22 protein-coding genes are annotated in these 24,988 nt (G+C 63.2%); 6 read left to right on the top strand and 16 right to left on the bottom strand.

All coding sequences use genetic code 11. From position 1 onward, the window contains the following. Positions 1-37: 37 nt before the first annotated feature. From RT513_RS05705 to RT513_RS05725, 5 genes are all read right to left on the bottom strand, one after another. On the bottom strand, positions 38-1,060 hold the full coding sequence (locus RT513_RS05705; protein WP_290690117.1) for a histone deacetylase family protein: 1,023 nt from the start codon (positions 1,058-1,060) through the stop codon (positions 38-40). Positions 1,061-1,093: 33 nt separating this feature from the next. Further along, positions 1,094-2,689: an ABC transporter ATP-binding protein gene (locus tag RT513_RS05710; RefSeq protein ID WP_290690068.1), complete on the bottom strand. Its 1,596-nt coding sequence runs from the start codon at positions 2,687-2,689 to the stop codon at positions 1,094-1,096. Between the two features lie 8 nt (positions 2,690-2,697). Further along, on the bottom strand, positions 2,698-3,537 hold the full coding sequence (locus RT513_RS05715) for an ABC transporter permease (RefSeq protein ID WP_088214045.1): 840 nt from the start codon (positions 3,535-3,537) through the stop codon (positions 2,698-2,700). A gap of 9 nt (positions 3,538-3,546) precedes the next feature. Further along, a complete protein-coding gene (locus RT513_RS05720; protein ID WP_088214044.1) occupies positions 3,547-4,524 on the bottom strand; it encodes an ABC transporter permease in 978 nt (325 codons plus the stop codon). A gap of 74 nt (positions 4,525-4,598) precedes the next feature. Then, a complete protein-coding gene (locus RT513_RS05725) occupies positions 4,599-6,146 on the bottom strand; it encodes an ABC transporter substrate-binding protein (RefSeq protein WP_290690071.1) in 1,548 nt (515 codons plus the stop codon). A 287-nt stretch (positions 6,147-6,433) separates the two neighbouring features. On the opposite strand from RT513_RS05725, the gene RT513_RS05730 reads away from it, so the two are divergent. Then, positions 6,434-7,678: a Zn-dependent hydrolase gene (locus RT513_RS05730; protein WP_290690073.1), complete on the top strand. Its 1,245-nt coding sequence runs from the start codon at positions 6,434-6,436 to the stop codon at positions 7,676-7,678. A gap of 436 nt (positions 7,679-8,114) precedes the next feature. Here the strand turns inward: RT513_RS05730 and nrdF are convergent, their stop codons facing one another. The 10 genes from nrdF to RT513_RS05780 all read right to left on the bottom strand — a co-directional run bounded on the left by nrdF (position 8,115) and on the right by RT513_RS05780 (position 20,250). Further along, positions 8,115-9,092, bottom strand: coding sequence for a class 1b ribonucleoside-diphosphate reductase subunit beta (nrdF, locus tag RT513_RS05735; protein ID WP_290690075.1), 978 nt, complete (start codon positions 9,090-9,092; stop codon positions 8,115-8,117). 186 nt (positions 9,093-9,278) lie between these two features. Further along, on the bottom strand, positions 9,279-11,417 hold the full coding sequence (gene nrdE, locus RT513_RS05740; protein ID WP_290690076.1) for a class 1b ribonucleoside-diphosphate reductase subunit alpha: 2,139 nt from the start codon (positions 11,415-11,417) through the stop codon (positions 9,279-9,281). After that, positions 11,414-11,803: a class Ib ribonucleoside-diphosphate reductase assembly flavoprotein NrdI gene (gene nrdI, locus RT513_RS05745; RefSeq protein WP_290690077.1), complete on the bottom strand. Its 390-nt coding sequence runs from the start codon at positions 11,801-11,803 to the stop codon at positions 11,414-11,416. Before nrdI ends, nrdE begins: the two co-directional genes overlap by 4 nt. A 12-nt stretch (positions 11,804-11,815) precedes the next feature. Further along, a complete protein-coding gene (gene nrdH / locus RT513_RS05750) occupies positions 11,816-12,037 on the bottom strand; it encodes a glutaredoxin-like protein NrdH (RefSeq protein ID WP_035711562.1) in 222 nt (73 codons plus the stop codon). A gap of 438 nt (positions 12,038-12,475) precedes the next feature. Further along, a complete protein-coding gene (locus tag RT513_RS05755; protein WP_290690080.1) occupies positions 12,476-14,293 on the bottom strand; it encodes an ABC transporter ATP-binding protein in 1,818 nt (605 codons plus the stop codon). A gap of 1 nt (position 14,294) precedes the next feature. After that, positions 14,295-16,076 (bottom strand): gamma-glutamyltransferase family protein, encoded by a 1,782-nt coding sequence (locus RT513_RS05760; RefSeq protein ID WP_290690082.1) that lies wholly within the window; start codon positions 16,074-16,076, stop codon positions 14,295-14,297. Positions 16,077-16,085: 9 nt separating this feature from the next. Further along, a complete protein-coding gene (locus RT513_RS05765) occupies positions 16,086-16,958 on the bottom strand; it encodes an ABC transporter permease (protein WP_088214037.1) in 873 nt (290 codons plus the stop codon). Further along, the gene (locus RT513_RS05770) at positions 16,955-17,902 is read right to left on the bottom strand and encodes an ABC transporter permease (protein ID WP_088214036.1); all 948 of its coding nucleotides are present in this window, start codon (positions 17,900-17,902) and stop codon (positions 16,955-16,957) included. Before RT513_RS05770 ends, RT513_RS05765 begins: the two co-directional genes overlap by 4 nt. A 54-nt stretch (positions 17,903-17,956) precedes the next feature. Next, the gene (locus RT513_RS05775) at positions 17,957-19,462 is read right to left on the bottom strand and encodes an ABC transporter substrate-binding protein (protein WP_290690086.1); all 1,506 of its coding nucleotides are present in this window, start codon (positions 19,460-19,462) and stop codon (positions 17,957-17,959) included. After that, positions 19,459-20,250, bottom strand: a complete 792-nt coding sequence (locus tag RT513_RS05780) for a FadR/GntR family transcriptional regulator (protein ID WP_290690088.1) — start codon at positions 20,248-20,250, stop codon at positions 19,459-19,461. The genes RT513_RS05775 and RT513_RS05780 overlap by 4 nt, the downstream gene beginning before the upstream one ends. Positions 20,251-20,595: 345 nt before the next feature. Here RT513_RS05780 and pdxY point away from each other — a divergent pair, with 345 nt between their 5' ends. Further along, entirely contained in the window at positions 20,596-21,417 is an 822-nt protein-coding gene (gene pdxY / locus RT513_RS05785) for a pyridoxal kinase (protein WP_290690089.1), read from the top strand. On the opposite strand, the gene RT513_RS05790 is transcribed toward pdxY, so the two are convergent. Then, a complete protein-coding gene (locus tag RT513_RS05790; protein WP_290690091.1) occupies positions 21,414-22,292 on the bottom strand; it encodes an alpha/beta hydrolase in 879 nt (292 codons plus the stop codon). The genes pdxY and RT513_RS05790 overlap by 4 nt on opposite strands. A gap of 173 nt (positions 22,293-22,465) precedes the next feature. Between RT513_RS05790 and RT513_RS05795 the strand changes: the two genes are divergently transcribed. From RT513_RS05795 to RT513_RS05810, 4 genes are all read left to right on the top strand, one after another. Further along, entirely contained in the window at positions 22,466-22,891 is a 426-nt protein-coding gene (locus tag RT513_RS05795; protein ID WP_290690093.1) for a thioesterase family protein, read from the top strand. Positions 22,892-22,966: 75 nt separating this feature from the next. Next, positions 22,967-23,494, top strand: a complete 528-nt coding sequence (locus RT513_RS05800; protein ID WP_088214030.1) for a sigma-70 family RNA polymerase sigma factor — start codon at positions 22,967-22,969, stop codon at positions 23,492-23,494. Then, positions 23,481-24,233 (top strand): anti-sigma factor family protein, encoded by a 753-nt coding sequence (locus tag RT513_RS05805; protein ID WP_290690094.1) that lies wholly within the window; start codon positions 23,481-23,483, stop codon positions 24,231-24,233. Before RT513_RS05800 ends, RT513_RS05805 begins: the two co-directional genes overlap by 14 nt. A gap of 16 nt (positions 24,234-24,249) precedes the next feature. Continuing rightward, positions 24,250-24,975 (top strand): Bax inhibitor-1/YccA family protein, encoded by a 726-nt coding sequence (locus RT513_RS05810; RefSeq protein ID WP_088214028.1) that lies wholly within the window; start codon positions 24,250-24,252, stop codon positions 24,973-24,975. Positions 24,976-24,988: the final 13 nt, after the last annotated feature.

Below are 24,988 nucleotides of genomic sequence, written 5' to 3' on the forward strand. Positions count from 1 at the left end.
CGTCTCCAATCCGGGGGTTGGCCGGGACGCCGGGCCCTTATGCCGACCGCAGCCCTTTCAGGAAGCTCGCCAGATTGTCACCAAGGCTCGGCTGCATGTAGCCACCCTCCTGCACCGCCAGAGTAGGAAGGCCCAGAGCGACAAAACGCTGCCCGATCTCGGCAAAGCCCGGCGTGGTCACGGCAAGCCCGCGGAAGGGGTCATTCTCATGCGCGTCGAGGCCGAGCGCAATGACCAGCGCCGTCGCCCCATAGGCCCGTACCTGGCCAAGCGCGATGTCCAGCGCGGCGAGGTACCCGTCCGTTCCCATACCGCGTGGCAGCGGCAGGTTGACGTTGTAACCCAGGCCGCGACCAGATCCGGTCTCCTGCTTTCCGCCGGCATAGTAGGGGTAGAACTGTGCGGGATCGACATGGAGAGAGATCGTCAGAACATCGTCCCGGTCATAAAAGATGCCCTGCGTGCCGTTGCCATGGTGCACATCAATATCGACGATGGCCACGCGATGCCCACCGGCGCGCAACCGCTCCGCCGCGATGGCAGAATTGTTGAGGAAGCAGAACCCGCCCGCCAGTTCCCGGTAAGCGTGATGGCCGGAAGGGCGGCAGAGCGCATAGGCCTTCGCCTCGCCCGACAGGATCAGCTCCGCGCCGGTGACTGCGGTCTGGGCGGAGCAATAGACGGCCTCCCATGTCGCGGCGGAAACGGGGCAGGAGGTGTCGGCATTGAAGAAGCCGATCTGCGCCTCCGATTCCTCGGAGTAGAACATCGTCCGGTCGGGGCAGAAGCGGCCGGGCACCACTTCCTCAAGATCGGGAACCAGCGCGATGCGACGATCCCAGATGGTGCGGAGGTAGTCGAGATAACGCGGCGTGTGGATCGCGGCCAGCGGCGCCATGCCGTGATCCTCGCTGGCGACAAGCTCCAGTCCGGCCTCCGCCGCGCCACGCAGCAGTTCGGCCACCCGGTCGGGGCGGTCGGGATTGAGCACGACACGTCCGTTCTCCAGCCGGAAGCGGGGGTCGTGGGCGCGCTGGCGTTCGTCGAAGATGGCCTTCATCATATCCTCACGGTCTCGTTTGGGAAGGGGCGGTCAGTCCGCCGCCTGTCCGGTAAGCTCCAGCCCCGGCGCGGCGGCCAGCAGGCTCTGGGTGTAATGTTCACGCGGGTGGCGGAACACCTGCTCCACCGGCCCTATTTCGACGATACGACCCTTCTGCATGACGGCAACCCGGTCGCAGATCTTGCCAGCCACGCGCAGATCATGCGTGATGAAGATGAGCGTCAGGCCAAGCCGCGCCTTCAGATCCTCGAGCAGATCCAGCACCTGTGCCTGCACGGAGACATCAAGCGCGGACACCGCTTCATCGGCGACCACGATTTCGGGGTCGAGGGCGAGGGCGCGGGCAATTCCGATCCGCTGCCGCTGCCCGCCCGAGAATTCATGCGGATAGCGGTCGATCGCACTTTCGTTGAGCCCCACCAGCGTCAGGAGTTCGCGAGCGCGGGCCAGTGCCGCGGCGCGGCTCTTGCCATGCGCCATCGGGCCTTCGGTCAGGATCCGTCCGATGCGGGAACGCGGGTTGAGGGAGGCATAGGGATCCTGAAAGATCATCTGGATGCGTCCGCGATGACGTTTCAGAGCGGCTCCGCGAAGGGTGGATATGTCCGTCCCCTCCATGGTGATCGACCCGGCATCGGGCCGGGCAAGTTGCACGATCATTCGCCCCAGCGTCGATTTGCCGGAGCCGCTTTCGCCGACGATCCCCAGCGTTTCGCCCCGCAGCAGATCGAAGGAGACGTCGTCGCTCGCCCGCACGATCCGGTCACCGCTGGTGAATTCCTTGACCAGATGGCGGACTTGAAGAAGCGGCGGCGCTTCCGACTCCTGGTTCACGGCCAGATCGACCTTTGGGATCGCGTCGATCAGACGGCGGGTATAGGGGTGGGACGGATGCTTCAGAACCTGCTCCGCGGGGCCGCTCTCCACCAGCCGCCCGAGCTCCATGACGGCAACGTCATCGGCGATCTCGGCCACCACGCCGAAATCGTGGGTGACAAACATCACCGCCATGCCATGCCGCTGCTGCAACTCCCGGATCAGTGTCAGGATCTGTGCCTGGGTCGTGACGTCCAGCGCGGTCGTGGGCTCATCGGCGATGAGCACACCCGGCTCCAGCGCGAGGGCCATGGCGATCATCACCCGTTGCCGCTGACCGCCGGAAAGCTGAAACGGATAGGCGAATTGCGCCCGTTCCGCGTCGGGAATACCGACCTCTTTCAGAAGCTCCAGCGCGCGGGACGCGCGTTCGCCGGGGGCGAGCCTTCCATGCGCCTCGAACACCTCTGCGATCTGTGCCCCGATCCGCATGAGCGGATTGAGCGCGGTCATCGGTTCCTGAAAGATCATCGCGATCTTTGCCCCCCGAAGCGAAGCCCGTGACGCTTCGTCCAGATGGGTGATATCCGCGCCGTCCAGCAGGATGCGCCCGCCGGTGATCTGCACACCCTGCGGCAGCAGCCCCATCACGGCATTGGCGGACATGGATTTGCCCGAGCCGGATTCACCCACCACACAGAGCGTCCGTCCGCTGTGGAGGGTGAGCGTCACATCCTCGATCGCATGGGGGCGGTCGGCACCCTTGGGCAGTGCTATGGTGAGGGTCTCGATACGGAGTGCGTCCTGCATGTCGGGCCTCACGATTTTCGCCGCGCGAGGCGGGGGTTCAGCGCGTCGTTCAGGCTTTCGCCGATCAGGTTGAGCGCCAGCACGGTGATGACGATGGCCGCGCCCGGCAGGAAGGACAGCCACCACGCCTGCCGGATCACCGTCCGCGCCGCGCCGATCATGTAACCCCACGATAGCAGGTTGGGATCCCCCAGCCCCAGAAAGGACAGCGAGGATTCCAGAAGGATCGCGCTGGCCACCATCAGGGACGCCATGACGATGATCGGCGAAACGGCGTTCGGCAACACCTGCCCCAGAATGATGGATCGGCTGGACAGACCCTGAAGGATCGCCGCTTCGATATATTCGCGTTTGCGCAGCGACAGCACTTCCCCCCGCACCAGCCGCGCGACCGGCGGCCAGGAAACGATGGCGATGGCAAGGGTGATGGAGACGACGGACGGCTCGAAGATCGCCACCAGCACGATGGCAAGCGCGAAGCTCGGCACCGTCTGGAAGAACTCCGTCACCCGCATCAGAATGTCATCCACCCAGCCGCCGAAGTAGCCGGCCAGCGCGCCCACGGGTATGCCGATCAGCAGCGCCGCGAGGGTGGAGACGAGGCCGACCAGCAGCGAGACCCGTGCCCCATGTGCCAGTCCGGCAGCCACGTCGCGCCCCAAGGTATCCGTGCCCAACGGGTAGGCCATGTTCTCGAGCGGCGGCAGAAAGGGCCGCTGCACCATCCGCCACGGATTGCCGGGAAAGAGCAGGGGGGCCGTCACCGCGATGACGACAACCAGCAATAGAAGCACCAGCCCGATCACGCCGCCCTTGTTCGTCGCGAAACGTTTGAGGAAATCTTTCATCGGCCTCTCCTAGCGCTCGAGCCGGATACGGGGATCGACGATCCCGTAGATGACATCGGTGATAAGGTTGAACACGATCACCATTGCGGCGGAGATGAAGAAGACGCCGAGCAGCACGTTGTAGTCCCGCTGCGTCAGCGCTTCGAACATGAGCCGTCCGATGCCGGGCCAGGCAAACACCGTCTCCGTGAGCACCGCGCCGCCCACAAGCTGACCCGCCTGCAGGCCCGCCAGCGTCACGATCGGCAGAAGCGCGTTACGGAGGATGTGCCGACGCTCGATCACACCGGGCGCAAGCCCCTTGGCACGGGCGGTCTTGACGAAATCCATCTGGGCGACCTCCAGCATGGAGGCCCGCGTCATCCGCGAATAGACCGCCATGAAGAACAGGCCGAGTGACAGCGCCGGAAGCACCAGATGCGCCGCGATATCGCCCATCCGGGCAAGGCCGGTGAGGTTGGAGCCCACGGTCTCGTAGCCGAAGGGCGGCAGCCATCCCAGCGTCACGGAGAAGAGCAGCACGCCCATCAAGGCCGCCCAGAACAGGGGGGTCGCGTAGAACAGAAGGGCTATGGAGGAGATCAGTGTATCCGACCACCGCCCCACGCGGCTTGCAGCCAGCACACCGGCAAGCACGCCCAACACCAGCGAGATCACGAAGGCCGTGCCCGTCAGCAGCAGCGTCGCCGGCAGGCGGTCGAGTATGAGGTCGATCACCGGCATCTGCTGGCGGTAGGAATAGCCCAGATCGAACTGCAACACGCCGCTTATGTAACGCCACAGCTGGACGTAGAATGGCTGATCCAGACCGAATTTCTCCCGCAATTGCTGCAGGAAGATCTCGTCCGTTGCACCTGCCTCGCCGGCCATGACCTTGGCCGGGTCACCGGGTGCCATGTGGATCAGGATAAAGTTGAGCACCAGGATGGCCAACAGCACCAGACATGCCTTGACCAGCCGCGACAGAATGCGCGTGAGGAGTTTCATTGGTCTGCCCTGAACGGAGGTCCCATCGGGGGACGGGGCGCACCCGCTGGTACAAGGGGCGGGTGCGGGGCGGATCAGCGTTCGATATACGCGTTCTTGAACCCGTCGTTCAGACCGATGCCGGTCGTGACGAGATCCTTGATGTTGCAGCGCGCGATCGTCGGGAAGCCGAGATCCAGAAGCCACGCCACCGGTACGTCCTCCGAAAGCTTGGCCTGAACCTCCTTGTAGAGGGCGGCGCGCTCTTCGGGGTTGATGGTCGCGGCGCCTTTCTCGAACAGCGCGTCGACTTCGGGATTGGAATAGCCCTCGACGTTGTTCCAGGGCGAGCCCTTGGCGATATTCGTCGAAACATAGTTCCGGGCCACGCCGAGCGCGGGGTCGCCATACTGATAAAGGAATGTCGTGGACAGATCGAAGTCCCAGTCACCAAGCCGCTGGTTCCAGCCCGCCACATCGGTCGCAACGATATCGACCTTCACGCCCACATCCGCGAGGTTCTGCTTGATGACTTCCGCCAGACGCATCCACGTCTCACCGTAGGGCATGGGCACAAGGCGCAGTGTCTCGCCGTTGTAGCCTGACGCTTTCACCAGCTCCTTCGCCTTGTTGGGATCGAAGGGATAGGGCGACAGGTCGGTATCGTTGAACTTCGTCGTTGCGGCGAAGGGGCCGTTCGAGACATTGCCCAACCCGTTCCAGAGAACATCCTTGATGAACTCGCGGTCGAGCGCATAGAGGATCGCCTGCCGGAACTCCTTGTTGGCGGTCGGTCCCTGACGGTTGTTGATCCACACCCACGATTGCGGCGAGAAGAATTCCCAGCCTTTCTGCGTGACGCAGGTGTTGTCGAGTGCGGTGAGCCGGGGAACGTCGAAGTTCTCCACCGCGCCGCCCGGCAGGATGTCCACCGTCCCCGTCTCATAGGCCACGGCACGGGCTGCGGCATCCGGGATCACATGCCAGTAGATTTCATCCAGATAGGGTTTGCCCTCATCCCAGTAGTCGGGGTTCTTCTCCAGCCGGATGTAAGATCCCTTCACCCATTCCGCGAACTTGAACGGGCCGGTGCCGATGGGGGTGTTATTAGCGGGGTTGGTCGCGAAATCCGTGCCCTCGTAGATGTGCTTAGGCACGATCGGCATGGAGCCGACCTCAAAGGAGTTGAGGAACGGGCCGAACGGCGCCTTCAGCTGGAAGACCACCGTATGATCGTCAAGGGCAGTGATCGACTCGACATGGGTCAGCACGGCGCGGAAGCGGGGATGCGATTGGCGCAGGAAGACATCGGCGGAGAATACCACATCGGCGGCGCTGAACGGCGCTCCGTCGTGCCATTTCACCCCGTCCTCCAGATTAAACGTATAGGTCCGCCCATCCTCCGAAACCGTCCACGACTTCGCCAGGGAGGGCATCGGGTTGAGATCGTTGTCGTAGCGCAGCAGCCCCTCATAGATGTTCCCGCCAACCATCTGGGTCGGAGCGTTCTGGAACAGGCCCATCATCAGGCTCGGCGGCTCAGGCTGAACGACGACATTCGCGCGTCCTCCTGCCATCGGATCGGCGGAGGCAGTGCCGATGGCGAGGAAACCGGCTAGCGCGGCGGCGAGAAAACGGTTCATGGCAGATCCCTGTGTTGTCTTTGTCTTGGCCCGTCCGGGGCGCTCTTATGGCGTGGGTCCATTCTCCGCAACTGGCGGGAGGAGACAAATAGACTAGGGCTATGGCAATCATAGTTCAGGTAAATCGGTGGATGCCGTTAACGCGGCCAATGAATTTATGACTTCTCTACAGTATGTTAGCTACAAATACGCAACGGACCATGAGTGATGGCTGACATTACCTCAGCCTATTTGTGATAGCCCGCGCCGTCTGCTTTTCTTGTCGCGACAGCAGAAAGGATGGCGCGATGACTTTCACCGGTGACAGCCGCATGAACCTTGACCGGTTCTGGAACACGATGGAACGGTCGAGCGAAATCGGAGTCGGAAGGCCTGGTGGGCTCTCGCGCCTCACGCTCAGCGATGCTGATCGGGAGATGCGCGACCTTTTCGTAAGCTGGTGTGAAGAAGCGCACCTGACCGTGGAAGTCGATGAACTCGGGTCGATCTTCGCGCGTCGGGCGGGAGAGTGTGACGACCTTCCGCCGGTGATGATCGGCAGCCACCTGGACACGCAGGTCAACGGCGGCCGCTTCGACGGTATCGTCGGCGTCCTGGCCGGCCTGGAGGTGGCGCGAACGCTGAACGACCTCGACCATGTCACGCGGCGCCCGCTGGTTCTTGTCAACTGGACCAATGAGGAAGGTGCTCGTTTCTCCCCCCCGATGGTTGCCTCTGGAGCGTTCGTCGGCAAATATGAACCGGATTGGGTGCGTAATCTTGTCGATGACGAGGGCATCCGTTTCGGGGATGAGCTGGAACGTATCGGTTATCGCGGCACGCGTTCAGCACCCGGTGGCCGTGTTGATGCCTATTTCGAACTGCATATCGAACAGGGCCCGATCCTTGATGCGGAACGGCGCGCGGTTGGCGTCGTTACCGGCGGCTATCCCAGCCACGGCATGCGCGTGCGCTTCGAGGGGCAAACCGCCCATACAGGGCCCACGCCTATGGACCTACGCCACAATGCGCTGATAGCAGGTGCGCGCTGGCTGACAGCAGTGGACGACATCGGCTGGGATTTTGCTGTTCACGACGGCAAGGCCACCGGATCACGTCTGACGGCATGGCCAAACAAGCCGGGCATCCTTTCGGAAACAGCGGAATGCGTGGCCGACGTCCGTCATCCCGATCCCGTCACCGCCGGTGTGATGGCTGAAAAGATGCGACGCGCTGCATTTTCCGCTGCGGCGATAGCAGGGTGTACGGCAGTTGTGGAGGATGAATGGTCTTGGGGCGGAGCGATCTTCGACCAGGACCTTATTGATCTCATCCGGTCCGAGGCGATCCGCCAAGATCAGAATTGGCGCAATATACAGTCTCAAGCAGGCCACGATGCATATCATATGGCCATGCATTGCCCCACGGCCATGATATTCACTCCCTGCCGTGGCGGTATCACTCACAATAATGCCGAGGCCTGTTCTCCGCAGGATTTGCGCGCCGGGATGGATATTCTTTTGCACAGCGCCGTCAGCCGGTTGAATCGCTAACGCATTACATAACCATGACTATCGCTTACACGGGGAGCCACTCGGCGCACGTTAAAGTAAATCGCGGTTTTTGATTTCCTGTATTTCGCCGGAGCGCCATCTGGAAATGAAGGGGCGCGATAGCGCCCTAACGTCAGGGCTTAGAAAGCTGCTTTTAAGCCTGGATAGTTCCAAGTTCCCAAACAGGGGCACATGATGAGCGGGCATTTTTGGCTGACGGACGAACAGAACAGTCGTCGGTCCAGACAATGATGATTTTGTCTGGGCCGCCATAGACACTGATTATCGAGCCATGATCAGGTTGTCGCTCTTATAAAAAATGGCTCCAAGAAGCTTGCGATATTCGCCCAAACTTTGGCGTAAAAGATCAGCGTATGAAATCGGGAGTAACACCCATTCTCTCATGGATCATACCGAGCACTTTCCGGCCGGCGCTTTAGAAATCCCAGTCGTCATCCTCGGTAGCAACGGCGCGGCCAATGACATAGCTTGATCCGGAGCCAGAGAAAAAGTCGTGATTTTCATCCGCGTTGGGGGAGAGAGCAGACAGGATTGCCGGATTCACATCAGTCACGGATGTGGGAAAAAGCGATTCATATCCCAGATTCATCAATGCCTTATTGGCATTATAATGCAGGAATTTCTTCACATCTTCCGTAAGACCCACACCATCATAAAGCTCGGCGGTATAGCGAGATTCGACCTCATACAGATCGAACATCAACGCAAAGGCAAAGTCCTTGGCTTCCGCGCGTTTCGCTTCCGGGAGCCGCTCAAGCGCGCGTTGGAACTTGTAACCGATATAATAGCCATGCACCGCCTCGTCGCGAATAATAAGGCGGATAAGGTCGGCAGTGTTGGTCAGCTTTGCCCGGGATGACCACCACATCGGCAGGTAGAAACCCGAATAAAAGAGGAAGCTTTCGAGAAACACGCTGGCGATCTTGCGGCGTAGCGGGTCTGAGTTGGCGTTATACTCGTCAAGGATCAGGCGCGCTTTTCTCTGAAGGTGCTCGTTTTCCTCAGCCCACCGAAACGCTTCATCCACCTCGGCAGTCAGGCAGAGCGTGGAGAAGATGGAGGAGTAGGACCGCGCGTGCACCGCCTCCATGAACGCGATGTTTGAGAGCACGGCCTCCTCATGCTGGGTCGCGGCATCGGCCATGAGTGCGGGCGCGCCCACGGTGTTCTGCACGGTATCGAGCAGAGTCAGGCCGGTGAACACCCGGATCGTCAGCCGGCGCTCCTCCGCAGTCAGCGTAGACCATGAGGGGATGTCGTTGGACAGCGGAACCTTCTCCGGCAACCAGAAATTGCCCGTCAGGCGATTCCAGACCTCCAGGTCCTTATCGTCTTGCAGGCGGTTCCAGTTCACGGCGCGCGCGACGACGCGGGATTGCACGTTGTCCTTCATGGTCTTGTTCCCGAGTTGGAGGGCTTCCCGCGGCGAGCATCTCACCCGCTGCGCCGATTCGAGCTATCTTACCGCAGACACTCGGCGCTGGCGACCCGTCGTCCATATGTGGTGGCTAAAATTACAGCATCAGCTAAATGGAGGGGCGTCATCCGCAAGACGGCGCCCCTCCCACAGCAGAACTGCTCAGAGCGTGCAGGACACGCAGCCCTGCACTTCGGTCCCTTCCAGCGCCATCTGGCGCAGGCGGATGTAGTAGATCGTCTTGATGCCCTTCTTCCAGGCGTAGATCTGCGCCCGGTTGATGTCCCGCGTCGTCGCCGTGTCGCGGAAGAACAGAGTCAGCGACAGGCCCTGATCGACGTGCTCGGTCGCCGCGGCATAGGTGTCGATGATCGCCTCCGGCCCGATCTCATAGGCGTCGCGGTAGTATTCTAGGTTCTCGTTGGACATGAAGGGCGCGGGGTAATAGACGCGGCCGATCTTGCCTTCCTTGCGGATCTCGATCTTGGACACGATCGGATGGATCGAGGAGGTCGAGTTGTTGATGTAGCTGATCGAGCCGGTCGGCGGCACCGCCTGCAGGTTACGATTATACAGCCCGTCACGCATGACCGCCGCCCGGAGCGCGGCCCAGTCTTCGCGGGTCGGAAGCGGCAGGCCGGCGAAGATCTCCGTCACCCGATCCGTCTTGGGCAGCCAATCCTTTGTGGTGTATTTGTCAAAGAACGACCCGTCGGCATATTTCGAATTCTCGAAACCCTTGAACGACTGCCCGCGCTCACGCGCCAGCGCATTGGAGGCGCGGACGGCGTGATAGAGGATCGTCGCGAAATAGACCGAGGTGAAGTCGATACCCTCTTCCGATCCGTAGTGGATCCTCTCCCGCGCCAGATAGCCGTGCAGGTTCATCTGGCCCAGACCGATGGCGTGGCTTTCGTCGTTCCCACGCCGGATGGAGGGCACGCTATCGATCGACGACATGTCCGACACAGCCGTCAGCGCACGGATCGCCGTTTCCACCGTGGCGCCGAAATCCGGGCCATCCATCGTTGCCGCGATGTTCAGCGACCCGAGGTTGCAGGAGATGTCCGTCCCCATGTGATCGTAGGACAGATCGTCATGATAGGTGGAGGCTTCGTTGACCTGCAGGATCTCCGAGCACAGGTTGGACATGGTGATGCGCCCCGCAACCGGGTTCGCGCGGTTCACCGTGTCTTCGAACATGATGTAGGGATAGCCGGATTCGAACTGGATCTCCGCGATGATCTGGAAGAATTCGCGGGCCTTGATCTTCTTCTTGTGGATCCGGGGGTCGTCCACCATCTCCCGATACTTCTCCGTCACGGAAATCTCGGAGAACGGACGGCCATAGACCTTCTGGATATCGTGCGGGGAGAACAGATACATGTCCTCGTCCCGCTTCGCGAGTTCAAAGGTGATGTCCGGGATCACCACGCCGAGCGAGAGCGTCTTGATACGGATCTTCTCATCCGCATTCTCCCGCTTGGTGTCGAGGAAGCGCAGGATGTCGGGGTGATGCGCGTTGAGATAGACCGCGCCCGCCCCCTGACGCGCGCCGAGCTGGTTGGCGTAGGAGAAGCTGTCCTCCAGCAGTTTCATGACGGGGATCACGCCCGAAGACTGGTTCTCGATCCCCTTGATCGGCGCACCGGACTCCCGCAGGTTGGTCAGCATCAGCGCGACACCCCCGCCGCGTTTCGACAGTTGCAGCGCGGAATTGATGGAGCGTCCGATAGACTCCATGTTGTCTTCGATCCGCAGCAGGAAGCAGGAGATCAGCTCTCCCCGCTGCTTCTTGCCGGCATTGAGGAAGGTGGGCGTCGCGGGCTGGAAGCGGCCGGAGATGACCTCCTCCATCAGGCGCATGGCAAGGTCTTCGTCCCCTTGCGCAAGCGCCAGTGCAACCATCACCACCCGGTCCTCGTAACGTTCGAGGTAGCGTTTGCCGTCCCAGGTCTTCAGCGTATAGCTGGTGTAATATTTGAAGGCGCCGAGGAAGGTCGGAAAGCGGAACTTCCGTGCAAAGGCCGCGTCCCAGATCCGGCGCAGGAAGGCGGGCGGGTACTGGTTCAGAACCTCCGCCTCATAATATCCCTCCTCCACCAGATAATCGAGCTTCTCCTCCAGCGAATGGAAGAAGACCGTGTTCTGGTTTACGTGGTCGAGGAAATACTTGTGCGCCGCATATCGGTCTGCGTCAAAACGGATGCGGCCCTCGTTGTCATAGAGGTTCAGCATCGCGTTCAGCGCGTGATGATCGAGCCCGCGGAACTCCTCCGGGATCGATTTTTCTTTCCTCACTGGGCTGGAGAGAGCTGCCGTGTCCAAAACCGTTCCAATCCTGATCTGACGCGCGCCACATCCTCATCCGTGCCCGAAAGCTCGAACCGGTAGAGGAGCGGAACTCCGCATTTGATTGCGATGACATCGCCCGCGCGGGCGAAGAATTCCCCGAAATTCCTGTTGCCCCCAGCGATCACGCCCCGGATCAGCCTCCGGTTGGCGGCGTCGTTGAGGAAGCGGATAACCGGTTTCGGCACTGCCCCCCGCCCCTCGCCATCCGCATAGGTGGGCGTAACAAGCACGAAGGGTTCCGCCGGCGGTTCCGCCAACCGCACCGCCGGAACGCCGAGCCGCGCGATGAATCGCGCGGTGTTCCCCGAGGCGGTGGAGTAGAAGGCGATCACCGCAGCGCTGCCTCAGGCCAGCGTGGCGATGCGGTCCGGGCGGAATCCGGCCCAGTGCTCGCTGCCCGCTACGACGACCGGCGCCTGACGATATCCCATGGCCTGCACCCGCTCCATCGCCTCGGCATCCTCCGTCAGGTCGATGACGGTGTAGCCAATGCCGCGGCTGTCGAGCGCGCGCGTGGTGGCTGTGCATTGCACGCAGGCGGGCTTGGAATAGACAGTGACGCTCATCGCAGGTTCCTCAGGACGTTGATGGCGGAGCATGGCGATCCGACCGATGCACAGGCAGCGATCGTTCCGTCAGGCAATCCGCCCGTTGATCATGGCGCCCAGGCTCGGTATCTGCCCCGACCAACGAAGACCGGAACCTTCCGGCGCGCCGCTGATCCCAGCGAAAAGGGGAGCATCCCCTCCTCGCCTGCCGTATCCCTAGGGGGGCCGGGCTTCCTGAACGCTACATATGGTAGCTGGTTTCGCGCTGGTGTCTACAGGAACTTTCGCCGAACTCAAGAGGCCAGATACCACTCTCCAGCATTTTGCAATTTTCGTCTAGCCGCACCCTTCGGCAACGCATCAATCGCCCTCCTGGTGGCCGAGGGAGGCGTAAACTGCAAAAGAGGGGGCATTTTCCAACCCCCTCTTTCATCCCAAGGAAACGGACTGTTGCTGTCAGGCGGCCATTACCAGATGCCCTGCCCCCAGATCCTCCCACCGCCGCTGCGGCGGTTCGAATCCTCGCGGGCGGACCGGGCTCTTCAGCTCCTCGGTCATCAGGCCCCGCCGCAGACTCCGGCGGGCGGGATCGGGCACGGGAACGGCAGAGATGAGTCGCTTGGTGTAGGGATGCTGCGGATTGCCGAAGATCGCCTCCCGCGGGCCGATCTCCACGATCTCGCCCAGATACATCACCGCGACCCGGTGGCTCACCCGCTCCACCACCGCCATGTCGTGACTGATGAACAGGTAGGCGATCCCGAACTCCTGTTGCAGATCCATCAACAGGTTGCAGACCTGCGCCTTGATCGACACGTCGAGCGCGGAGACACTCTCATCCGCAACGATGACCTTGGGGTTGAGACCCAGCACGCGCGCAATGGCCACGCGCTGCCGCTGTCCCCCCGAGAACTCATGCGGATAGCGGTCCATCATGGTACTGGAGAGGCCCACCTGCTCTAGCAGCGAGGCCGCTTTCTGTCGCGCAGCCTGTCCGCTGGCAATGCCGTGCTTGACGATGGGTTCCGTCACCGCCTGCCCCACCGTCATGCGGGGGTTCAGGCTGGAGAACGGATCCTGAAAGATCATCTGCACGGAACGCCGCAGGTCTCGCAATCCTGCGGTGCCGAGGGTCAGCACATCCCGACCGTCAAGGGTAACTGCGCCGGACGTCGGCTCCACCAGCCGCGCGACGGAGCGGCCAGTGGTCGATTTGCCACAGCCCGATTCGCCCACCAGCGCCAGCGTCTCCCCCGGAAAGAGGTCGAACGACACATCCTGCACCGCATGGACTTCTCCCGTCGGGCGGCCCAGCAGATCGGACCCCACCTTGAAGCGGGTAACGAGGTTGCGGACCGACAGCACGGGGGCTGCGTCACTCACCGTATCGGCCACCGGCGGTTCTGCGGTGATCGCGCCCGTCGCCATGTCCACCTTCGGGAAACGGAGCGGCCATTTCTGCCCCTCCATCGAGCCGAGCCTGGGCACGGCGGCAAGCAGCGCCCGCGTGTAGGGATGCTGCCCGTCGTGGAAGATCTGCGCCGTATCGCCGGTTTCCACCACGTCACCGCGGAACATGACAACCGTGCGATCCGCGATTTCGGCCACCACGCCCATGTCATGCGTGATGAAGAGGACAGCCATCCCCTCCTCCGCCTGCAATTCCTTGATGAGGTCGAGGATCTGCCCCTGAATCGTCACGTCCAGCGCCGTCGTCGGCTCATCCGCGATGAGCAGCTTCGGACGCGAGGCCAGCGCCATGGCGATCATCACCCGCTGCCGCATGCCGCCGGAGAACTGATGGGGATATTCGTCAAAGCGCGCGGCCGCGTTGGGAATGCGCACCTTCTCCATCAGCCGCACCGTTTCCCCGCGCGCGGCACGGCGGTCCAGCCCACGGTGACGGATCAACACCTCTGAGATCTGCCGTCCCACGGTATAGACCGGATTCAGCGAGGTCATCGGCTCCTGAAAGATCATCGCGATGTCGTTGCCGCGTATCTCCCGCATCTCGCCTTCGGAGAGGGCAGTGAGACTGCGCCCATTCAGCAGCACCTCCCCCTCGATGCGGGATTGCGCGGGGTCGAGCAGCCGCATGACGGAGAGTGACGTCACGCTCTTGCCCGACCCCGACTCCCCCACGATGGCGAGCGTCTCGCCAGCGTGGATCTCGAAGGAGACGTTGCGCACCACCGGCTTCCAGCCCTCGTCGGTGCGGAAGGAGGTGGTGAGGTTTCTGACCGCCAGGACCGGCGCGTTCGTGGCTCCCGGCATATCAGCGGCCCACCGCATAGGCCTGCATGAGCCGGGGCGTCGCGGCGGCCCGGATGAGACCGTCCCTCTCGCGTCGCGCCGCCGTCAGCCGCCCGATGGACCAGCCGTCGGCCACCGTGAGCTTGTGACCCCGCCGGCGCAGCTCGGCGATGGTCGCGTCGCCCATCCGGTCCTCGATCATCACGCCGCCGGGTTCGGAGGTGCGGGGATAGAAGGACGCCGGGAAGTGGGTGGAGTGGAACAGGGGTTGGTCGATCGCTGCCTGAAGATTGCCTTCATGATGGACGTAACGCAGGAAGAAGGCGAGTTGCCATTGGTCCTGCTGATCGCCGCCCGGCGTGCCGAAGGCCAGCGTCGGCCGCCCGTCCTTGAGCGCGAGCGAGGGCGTCAGCGTGGTCCGGGGGCGCTTGCCCGGTGCGAGCGAGGTCGGCAGCCCCGGGCGCAGCCAGAACATCTGCGCACGGCTGTTCAGGCAGAACCCCAGCCCCGGAATGATCGGCGAGGATTGCAGCCAGCCGCCCGAAGGCGTGGTGGAGACCATGTTCCCCCAGCGGTCCACCACGTCGATATGAACGGTGTCCCCCCGCTTCTCCGTCAGGTGCGACATGGTCGGTTCGTAAACGGCCCCCTTCTCCAGCCCGCCAATGACGGAGAGCGCAAGCTTCCGCTGGGCCTCGAAACCGGGCACGACACCGGGGCGCAGCTCCATCGACGCCTCCGCCCCGATCAGCTTCCGCCGCGCGTCGTTGTAGCCGTCCGACAGCAGCGCGCCGAGCGGGACATCCGCGAAATCCGGGTCGCCGTAGTAAACCTCGCGATCCGCGTAGGCGAGCTTCATCGCCTCCACCACCGTATGCACGAAATCAGGGCCCAGCGGGTCCATGGCGGCAAGGTCATAGCCCTTCAGCAGCGCCAATGCCTGCGCCATGACGGGCCCCTGCCCCCACGGCCCCGTCTTGGCAACCTGCCAGCCGTGGTAATCATAGGTCAGCGGCTCCTCCACGGTCGCCTGCCAACCGGCCATATCTTCGGCCGACAGCACGCCCTTGTGCCGCGCGCCGGTCGCATCCATCACTTCTGCCGTATCGAGGTAGCTCTGAATCGCCTCCGCGACAAAGCCGCGATAGAAGGCGTTCCGGGCCGCTTCGATGCCCTTCTCGCGGGAGCCGGCTGCTTCCGCCTCCGCCACGATGCGCTTCCACGTCTCCGCCAGCACCGGATTGCGGAAGTTCGATTCCGGCGCAGGCGCGGAACCCCCCGGCAGCCACGTTTCATGCGAGGTCGGCCATTCCTTCTCGAAGAACTCGCCCAGCCCCTCGATGGTGGCCGAGACGCGGGCCAGCACGGGATGACCCTCCTCCGCATAATGGATCGCGGGTTCCAGCACCTCGCGCACCGTCATCGTGCCATAATCCCGGAGCATCAGCATCCAGCCGTCGAATGCACCCGGAATGACCGTGGAGAGCAGCCCGTCACCGGGGATCAGGTCGATGTCCTCGGAGCGGTAATGTTCGATGGTGGCTTTCGCAGGGGCCGGTCCCTGGGCGCAGATCACGTCCACACGATCGTTGGCGGCGGAATAGACGATGGCCGGCATGTCGCCGCCCGGCCCGTTCAGATGCGGCTCCACGATCTGCAGCACGAAGCCGGTGGCGACAGCGGCGTCGAAGGCATTGCCGCCCTTCTCCAGTATGCTCATGCCAACTGCGGTGGCGATCCAGTGGGTGGAAGTGACAGCGCCGAAACGGCCGAGGATTTCGGGACGGGTGGTGAACTTGGTCATCTCTATCTCTCAGTTCTCGCGCGGGTCGAGCGCATCGCGCAGCCCGTCGCCGAGCATGTTGAAGCCGATCACGACAAGGAAGATCGCAACCCCCGGCCAGAGCGCGAGCCACGGCGCCTGGCTGAGGAAGTTCTTGGCGGTGTTGAGCATGGAGCCCCAGCTCGGCGCAGGGGCCTGCTGGCCAAGGCCGAGGAAGGACAGCGACGCCTCCGCGATGATCGCGGTCGCCACGGTCAGCGTCGCCTGCACGATGATCGGGGGGATGATGTTCGGCAGAACGTAACGACCCATGATCTCTGTGTGCGACAGGCCGATGGAGCGCGCGCCTTCCACATAGTCCTCGGTCTTGACGGCCATCGCCTGACCACGGGTCAGCCGGATGAAGATCGGCATGGCGGAAAGCCCGATGGCGATCATCGCGTTTGTCAGGCTCGGCCCGAGGAAGGCGGCGAGCGCGATCGCCATGATGAGAAACGGCATGGCGAGCAGCGCCTCCGTCACCCGGCTGATGACCAGATCGACCCAGCCGCCGAAATACCCGGCCAGCAGACCGAGCGGCACGCCGGTCAGTACCGCGATGGCCACCGACACGATCCCCGCCATCAGGGATGCCTGTGCACCCCAGATCATGCGGGAGAACACGTCGCGGCCGATCTCATCGGTTCCCATCCAGTGCTCGGCGGAAGGCGGAAGGCGAATGGCCGTCCAGCTCGTGGCGAGCGGATCGGCGATGGGCAGCAGAGGTGCCAGCATCGCGAGCGCGGCAAAGAAGGCGATGACGATAAACCCCGCCAGAGCCGCGCGGTTGCGCTTGAACTTCCGCCAGGCCCGGCTCGGGGACCGGGCGGCAACGGGGGCGATTGTGGTGTCGGCGGCGCTCACAGCGTTGACCTCATACGCGGGTTCAGCACGACGTAGAGCACGTCGGCAATCAGGTTCATCAGGATGAAGGCGACGGCGGTGCACAGCACCACGCCCTGCACGACGGCATAATCCCGGTTGAAAACGGCATCCACGATCAGTTTGCCGAAACCCGGAATGGTAAAGATCTGCTCTGTCAGCACCGCCCCGGCCAACAGTTCTCCGAACAGCAGGGCGGAAAGCGTGATGATCGGCAGCAGGGCGTTACGGAAGGCATGGCCCATGACGATCTCCCGCCGTGTCAGCCCCTTCGCCTTGGCGGTGCGGATATAGTCGCTCCGCAGCACACCCAGCATGGCGGAGCGCGTGTGCCGCATCAGCGCGGCGGCAAGCCCGGTCCCCAGTACGAAGGCCGGCATCACCATGGTCTGGAGCGAACGCACCGGATCGACGAAGGGCGACTCGTAACCGGAAGCAGGCAGCCAGCCGAGATTCACAGAAACCAGCAGGATCAGCAGGATGCCCAACCAGAAGTTGGGGATAGAAAGCCCGCTCAGCGCCACGAAGTTGGCGGCATAGTCGATGAAGGTGTTCTTTCGCGTGGCAGCAAGGATGCCGAAAGGCACACCGATCACCAGCGCGAAGGCCATCGCCATCACCGCAAGCTGCAGCGTGACGGGAAGTTTTTCGAGTATCAGCTCCAGCACCGGCTGACCCGTGCGAAGCGATGTGCCGAAATCACCGGTGAGCACCCCGCCCAGCCAGCGGAAATACTGACTGATGAGCGGATCGTTCAGATGATACTGCTCCCGCAGGAAGTCGAGCGTCGCCGCATCACGCTCCTCCCCCGCAAGCGCGAGGATCGGATCGCCGGGCAGCAGCTTCTGCAGCAGAAAGACGAAGATCGACACCAGAAGCAGCGTCGGCAGCGCCACCAGAAGGCGGCGGGCGATGTAGCGGAGCATGTCGCTCTCCCTTGCGTGGGACGTCGCGCGACCAGGCCGCGCGACGCCAAAGGCTTACTCGACGTTGACGCCCGTAAGGCGGATCATCCCATCCGGATAGGCGGTGAAGCCGGTCACCGACTTCTTGAAGCCGAACACATAGGACTGGTGGCCGAGGTAGATGATGGGCAGGTCACGATCGAGGATCGCGGTCGCGGCGGCGTATTTCTCCTTCCGCGCGGCGGTATCCGTCGCAGCGCGGGCTTCGTTCAGAAGCTGGTCCACCTCCGGGTTGCAGTATTTCGTATCGTTGATCCCGCCGTTGCAGGTCACGAACTGATGGAGGTTTCCGTCCGGGTCCGGCCGCCCGGACCAGTCGGAACGGCTGAGCTGGTAGTTGCCCGCCGTCTGCTCGTTCAGCAGCGTCGCGAACTCCGTCGCGCGGAGCGTGACGTCAAAGCCCGCCTCCGCCACCATCGCCTGGATCATCTGCATGACCTGCGAGACGACGGGGTTGTTGGCGTGCTGGATCTCCACCTGCACCCGATCGACCCCCGCTTCCTTCAGGAGCGCCTTCGCCGCGGCAACGTCGCGCTTGGGAACGGGGATGTCCTTGTCATACCACGGGCTGGTGGGCGGCCAGGGCTGGTTACCCGCGCGCCCGATGCCCGCAAACACGACCTGGATCAGCGCGTCCCGATCAATGGCGAGCGAGAAGGCCCTGCGCACGCGCGCATCCTGCCCGATCGGATTTTCCGCCCGCGGCCCGTTCGCCACATTGGCATAGATCGCCATGTAACCAAGCCCCACGGACTCGGCAGTCTGGAGACCGGCATCGCCCTGCACCGTGGCGACATCCGTCGCCGCGACGCGCTCCACCATGTCGAGGTCACCCGACCGCAGGTTCGCCACGCGCACCGAGGTATCGGGGATCGGCAGATAGGTCACCTTGTCCAGATGGATGTTGTCGGCATTCCAGTAGTCCGCGAATTTCTCCAGAACGATCCGGTCCTGCTGCACGCGCTGCACGAATTTGAACGGTCCCGAGCAGACAGGGTTGGAGCCGAAATTCGCGCCCAGCTCCTGCGCGGCCTTGGGCGACAGCATCATTCCCGCCCGATCCGAAAGCTGCGCGAGCAGCGAGGCATCGGGCGCCTTCAGGGTAAAGGTCACTTCAAGGGGACCGGTTGCCTCCACCTTCTCGACAGAGGAAAGCTCGCTCTTGCGACGGGACTCCGGCATGGTCATCGCACGTTCGATGTTGAACACGACCGCTTCCGCGTTGAACGGCGTGCCATCGTGGAACTTCACCCCGTCGCGCAGCTGCATGACCAGCACCTTGCCCTCCTCGCGATACTCCCACGAGGTCGCAAGTTGGGGGACGATCTCCACGTCCTGCGACACGTCCACCAGCTTGTCGCACAGGCCGGTGTAAACAATGCGCGCGACGAAGGCGCGGGACTGGTGCGGGTCCAGCGTGTCGGGATCGTCCTGAAGCCCGATGCGGATATCCGCGGCACTGGCAGGCATCGCGGCCATCAGCGCGACAAGCGCGGCGGCGGACAGGAGAGAGGTCTTCATGGCGTCGGGTCTCCGTCTGGCAGGGACTGTGAAAGATTGGAGTTGTGCTGTGCCTCGCGAAAGAGCGCGGGGTCGTAGATTGTCTGACCGATCAGCTTGTTGTGGAGGAATATCAGGTGGTCACGCATGGCCTCCCCCGCAGCGCCCGGATCCCGGTCGGCGATGGCCTGCACCACGGCGCTGTGCTGCTCGAAGATCGGGGCGCGGGATGTCTCGCTTCGCATCTGATCCCGTGTCCGCTGCCAGGCATCGTCCTGACGGATGCGGTTCACGATGTCGAACAGCGACAGAAAGAGCGTGTTGCCCGCCGCCTGTGCGATCAGACGGTGGAGCGCGCCATCCCAGAGTTCACCCTCGTCGGGATCCTGATAATCGCGGATCCGCTCCGCGATGACCCGCATCCGCGAGACCTGCTCGGGACGCGCGCGCAGGGCAGCAAGCTGGGCGAGTTGCGGCTCCAGGCGCAGGCGGACTTCCATGATCTCCAAGAGATCTGTCATCGTCACCAGATCGCGCGTGGCTTCTGGAAGCGGGTGCAGGCCGCCCACGAACGTCCCTGCTCCTTGCTTGCGGCGGATAAGACCTTCGGCTTCCAGCACCTCCAGCGCGCGCCGAACTGCCCGCCGCCCCACGCCCAGCTCCACGACGAGTTGGCGCTCCGTCGGCAGGCGCGCACCCGGCTGATGCAGAAGATCGTCGATATAGCGGCGCAGCCGCTCCAAGGCGTAGGTGGAACTGCCACTCGCCTCCTCAGCCGGCGCGGACTTCGTATGAACCAATCTCGTCATTTGGTTCTTCTTGAACCAATAGCCGTATTGGTTCAACTGGTTCGCTTCTTCTTCTGCAACATTCTTTTCAATCCTCTTATTATTGCACATTAATAAGGCATATATCTGCGGAATTTGTCATCATATTAATCAGAATATCCCTCAACCCCTCATCTCAGACAGAATCAGATCCCAAGACCGCGTCAAAAGAAAGGACTGGCCAGAGATAGGAGGCATTGCGCTGAAGTTTGCGCGTGAACCATTTACCGGGAGGAGCATGTTGCACTTTCTTCCCCTCTGCGCGGCAAGTATTGAAGGCCAGGCGTGGGGACACGCCAATTCTCCAATTCCATGCCAGGAGGCCCGATGCACGTCATCTCGATCCAGAGCCAGGTAGTGCATGGTCATGTCGGCAACAGCGCCGCGCTGTATCCGATGCTGGCCACTGGCGTGAGCGTGGCGCCGGTGCCGACCACTCTGCTCTCAAACCATCCACGTTATCCCACAACCCGCGGTCGGGTGCTGGACGCCGATCTGGTGGCTGACCTTCTGCGTGGCGTTGAGGAGCGCGGATTGGTCGATACAGCGTCCGTGGTGTTGTCGGGCTATCTCGGCTCCGCCGCCAATGCCGGGGCGGTGGCGGATTTCATAGAACGCGCCCGGTCCCGCAATCCGGCGCTGCGCTATGTCTGCGACCCTGTGCTCGGCGATGACGGCAAGGTTTTCGTCGCTCCGGGCATCGAAGAGACCGTGGCCACGCGCCTGCTACCCTGCGCAGATGTCATCACGCCGAACCAGTTCGAGCTTCAACGCCTCTCCGGCTGCGACACCGCTACCGAAGACAACCTTCGTACCGCCTGCGCGACGCTTGCCAAGCGGGGACCACAGGTCATCGTGGCGACGGGATGCACGCTCACCGACACGGGTCAGAACCAGCTCGAGACCGTTCTCTGGCAGGACGGAAACCTTACCCGGATCGCAACGCCCCGCCTGCCCATCCGGCCCTGCGGAACGGGAGACCTTCTGGCCGGGCTGTTTGCGGCACATCTGGCCTTGGGAAAACCCGTCGAAGGCGCACTTCGCGCGGCGGTTGCCGCGACTCTGGCAGCCATCGACCTCACCTGGCGCTCGGGCGAGGCGGAACTGCGCCTGACGCCATCCGAGGGCGGACCGGCTTTCGCGCCCTAAACCGCCCCGGCGGCAAAGGCAGCCGAAAACGAAGCGGCAAAGGTCGCGCCGTGGCCCAGACCCTCAAGCACGGTCACGCGGACGGCCAGGTCCGGTCGTCCGCCCAACCGCTCTACAAGGGCCATTGTCTGCGGAGAGGGAGCGGGCGTGGAAGCCGCGGAGCTATTGCGCCTGCGCTCCCGGTCTCCCAGCAGGATATGGACCGGTGCGATACCGCCCGGCACCCGACGCGCTGTCCGCTCCGCCACAAAGAGCGCCCCTTCACCGAACCCTGTCGAGGGGCTGACGGGCACCCAACAGCGGAAGCTTTCCGGTGACGCGAACAGGGTCGAGATCGTAAATAGCCCGCCGTAGGAGTGCCCCCAAAGCGTGCGCCGCGCAGGGTCGAGGGGCATCCGCTCCTCCACCGCCTGCCGGAGCGGGCCGGTCAACGCCGTACGGAAAGACGCATCGCCGCCAGTCTGCCGGTCGGGGTGACGAGGATCGACATTGGAACCGGCGGTCGCAGGCGTATAATCGAGGGTTCTGCGCCGCAGGTCCACCCCCTCCCTCGCGGGATAGCCCACAGCGATGACTGCAACATCGGGATGGGCCGCAAGCAACTCAGGCGACAGGCGGTCGAAGACCGAATTTCCATCGAGCATCCAGAGGGATCTCCACCCCTTTGGCGGCGGCTCTCCCCGTGGAGTGAAGAGAAAGAGCCAGTAGGCACCCGCCGCGGTGGAAATCTCCAACCGGGAAAAATCGTGACTGGCGTGGGAAGCATCGACCGATGTGTCTGAAAATGGCGCAGCCTCGGCTGAGGCAGAAGACGCCATGGCACCAAGACCAAAAGCGAGGGGTGTCATCATCAACTGGCGCCTGGTCAGGGTCATCGCGGCTCCACAAGCGCAGAACATTGGCTGGCGACGGCTGGCTCTGGATCGTCTAGACCGGAATGGCGAACCATTGCAAGCCATTGGAGCGCCTTCCGCCGCTTGCACAAGGGAAGGACCGCCGCTACCGTCCGGCGGCTGACAACCGCCAGCCTCGCCCACGGAGATGCAGAATGACACAGACCCCCGAGCCCGCGCCAGAGGATTTCCAGCTGCTCAGCCGCGACAAGCTGCGCTACGGCGACACGGACCGGCAGGGCCATGTCAACAACGCGGTGTTCTCCACGCTTCTGGAGACGGGGCGCGTGGAGCTGCTGTTCGATGCCGCCTCTCCCCTGCGTGAGAATGGCGCCTCCTACGTCATTGCGCGGCTGGAACTGGACTTCCGGGCGGAACTGCGCTGGCCCGGAGAGGTGCAGATCGGCACGTCCGTGGCACGTGTCGGGCGGAGTTCGCTCACGCTCCGGCAGGCGATCTTTCACAATGGACGCTGTGTGGCGACCGGCATTTCCGTTCTGGTGTTGATGGATGAAGAAACGCGCCGGTCCCGCCCGATTTCGGAAGCGGCGCTGGCCTATCTGCAGTCCGTCGCTCTCTGACCGGCGCGGCCTGCGACAGTTTGTCAGCCCCTGAGCAGGGAATGTTTCGCACCGTGACTCCGTATATGGAGCACGATGACCCGCAAGACCGACCCGATCCTTGACGATCTCCCCGCGCTCCGCCGCTATGCCCTGACCCTTTCCCGCGATGAGGGAGAGGCCGAAGACCTCGTGCAGGAGGCCCTGTTGAGAGGGCATGAGGCACGCGGCACGCTCCGGGCAGGCGGCAATATCCGCGGTTGGCTGTTCGGCATCCTGCACAACGTCTTCGTCGACCGCTACCGCAGCCGGACGGCGGAGGCGCGGCGGATCGTGGCAACCAGTCTTGCCGCCCCGCAAAGCGCCGAGGCACCGCAGGAAGCCGTCGTCCGCCTGTCACAGATCCGCACGGCCTTTCTCGATCTTCCGCAGGACCAGCGCGAAGCACTGCACCTCGTCGCGATTGAGGGGCTCACCTATGCGGAGGCCGCCGACGTCGCGGGGGTTCCGATCGGCACCATCATGTCGCGCATTTCCCGCGCCCGCGCGCGACTGCGGGAATTCGAGGAAGGGCCCGCGCGGCCGGCACTTCAGGTTGTCGGAGGGCGCAATGGCCGCGGCTGATCAGGTAACGGAGATCGATCTCGACGCCTATGTGGATGACCAGCTCGACCTTTGGCAACGCGCGCGGGTGGAGCAGTGGCTCGCAGCGCGCCCGGATGCCGCCGCGCGGGTGATGGCCGATTTGCGCATCCGCGACGAGCTTCGCCTCGCAACGGCCGTACCGGCTGCCGGAAACCGCAGGACGGGCCGGGCCGCAGGGAAGCTCGCGCGGGGTATCGCCCGTGATCGCCATCTTCGCCGGGCGCTGCGCCTCCTGCCTGCCTGCGCGCTGATGGTTGCGGGTTGGGTGGCGCATACGGGGATCCGCCCCCTGTCGGCCTCTGTCCCGCCGCCGGCCGTCGTGGAAGCTGCCCTTGCGGCACGCGATGCAGGCAACCTGCGCCTTTCCATGCCGTCACAACCGCCGTTCCAGCACATGGATCGGGGGGAAATCCGCGCCGCCACCGGCATCATCCTGCCGCTCTACGACAGCGGCTGGACCCTCCGGGACGCGCAGATCTTTCCCTCCCCGCAGGGACCGGGCGTGGAGATCACCTTCGACACCGAAGACATGGGTCGCCTCCATGTCTTCGCCGCGCGCCCGGGTGGCTTTGCCGTCACTCTGCCAGCGTCCGAGCAGCGGGGCGGCATCGCCATCGTCTGGTTCCAGATCGGCGAGACGGCGCATGTCCTGCTCGCCGAAACGGATACCGAACGGCTGCGTGTCGCAGCGGAGCGGCTGTCCAGAACCCTCTATTGACCAACAGGAGTATCCCATGAACGACAGTTATCGCGGGCGGAGCGCCGGCTTCGCGCCCGCGGCGGCAAACCCTGCTGCCTTCGACGCGGGTCTGCGCGCGCATATGCTGCGCGTTTACAACTACATGGGCATCGGGCTCGTGCTTACCGCGGCGGTGGCAATGCTGGTGGCCTCCGTGCCGGCGCTCTATGTTCCCATCTTCTCCACCCCCTTGAAATGGGTGGTGATGTTTGCGCCGCTGGCGTTCATCTTCTTTTTTTCCTTCCGCATCGAGGCCATCAGCGCGAGCACGGCGCAGACGCTGTTCTGGGCCTTCTGTGCGGTCATGGGACTGTCGCTCGCCTCCGTATTCCTCGTGTTTACCGGCGTATCGATCGGGCGCGCGTTCTTTGGTGCGGCGGCCATGTTCGGGGCGATGAGCCTCTACGGCTACACGACCCGGCGCGACCTGACCAAAATGGGCAGCTTCCTGTTCATGGGCCTGATCGGCGTGGTTCTCGCCAGCGTCATCAATATCTTCCTTGGTTCCTCGGCCCTGCAGTTCGCGGTCTCCGTCATCGGCATCATTGTGTTTGTCGGGCTGACCGCCTGGGACACGCAGAACATCAAGCTTCAATACTCCGAGCATCATGACAGCGAAACGCAGGGCAAACTGGCCGTGATGGGTGCGCTGTCGCTTTATCTGAACTTCGTCAACATCTTCCAGCTCCTGCTGAGCCTTACCGGCGAGCGGGAGGAATAACCGAAAGGACATC

The sequence above is a fragment of the Haematobacter sp. genome, assembly GCF_032102465.1.
Taxonomy (GTDB): Bacteria; Pseudomonadota; Alphaproteobacteria; order Rhodobacterales; family Rhodobacteraceae; genus Haematobacter.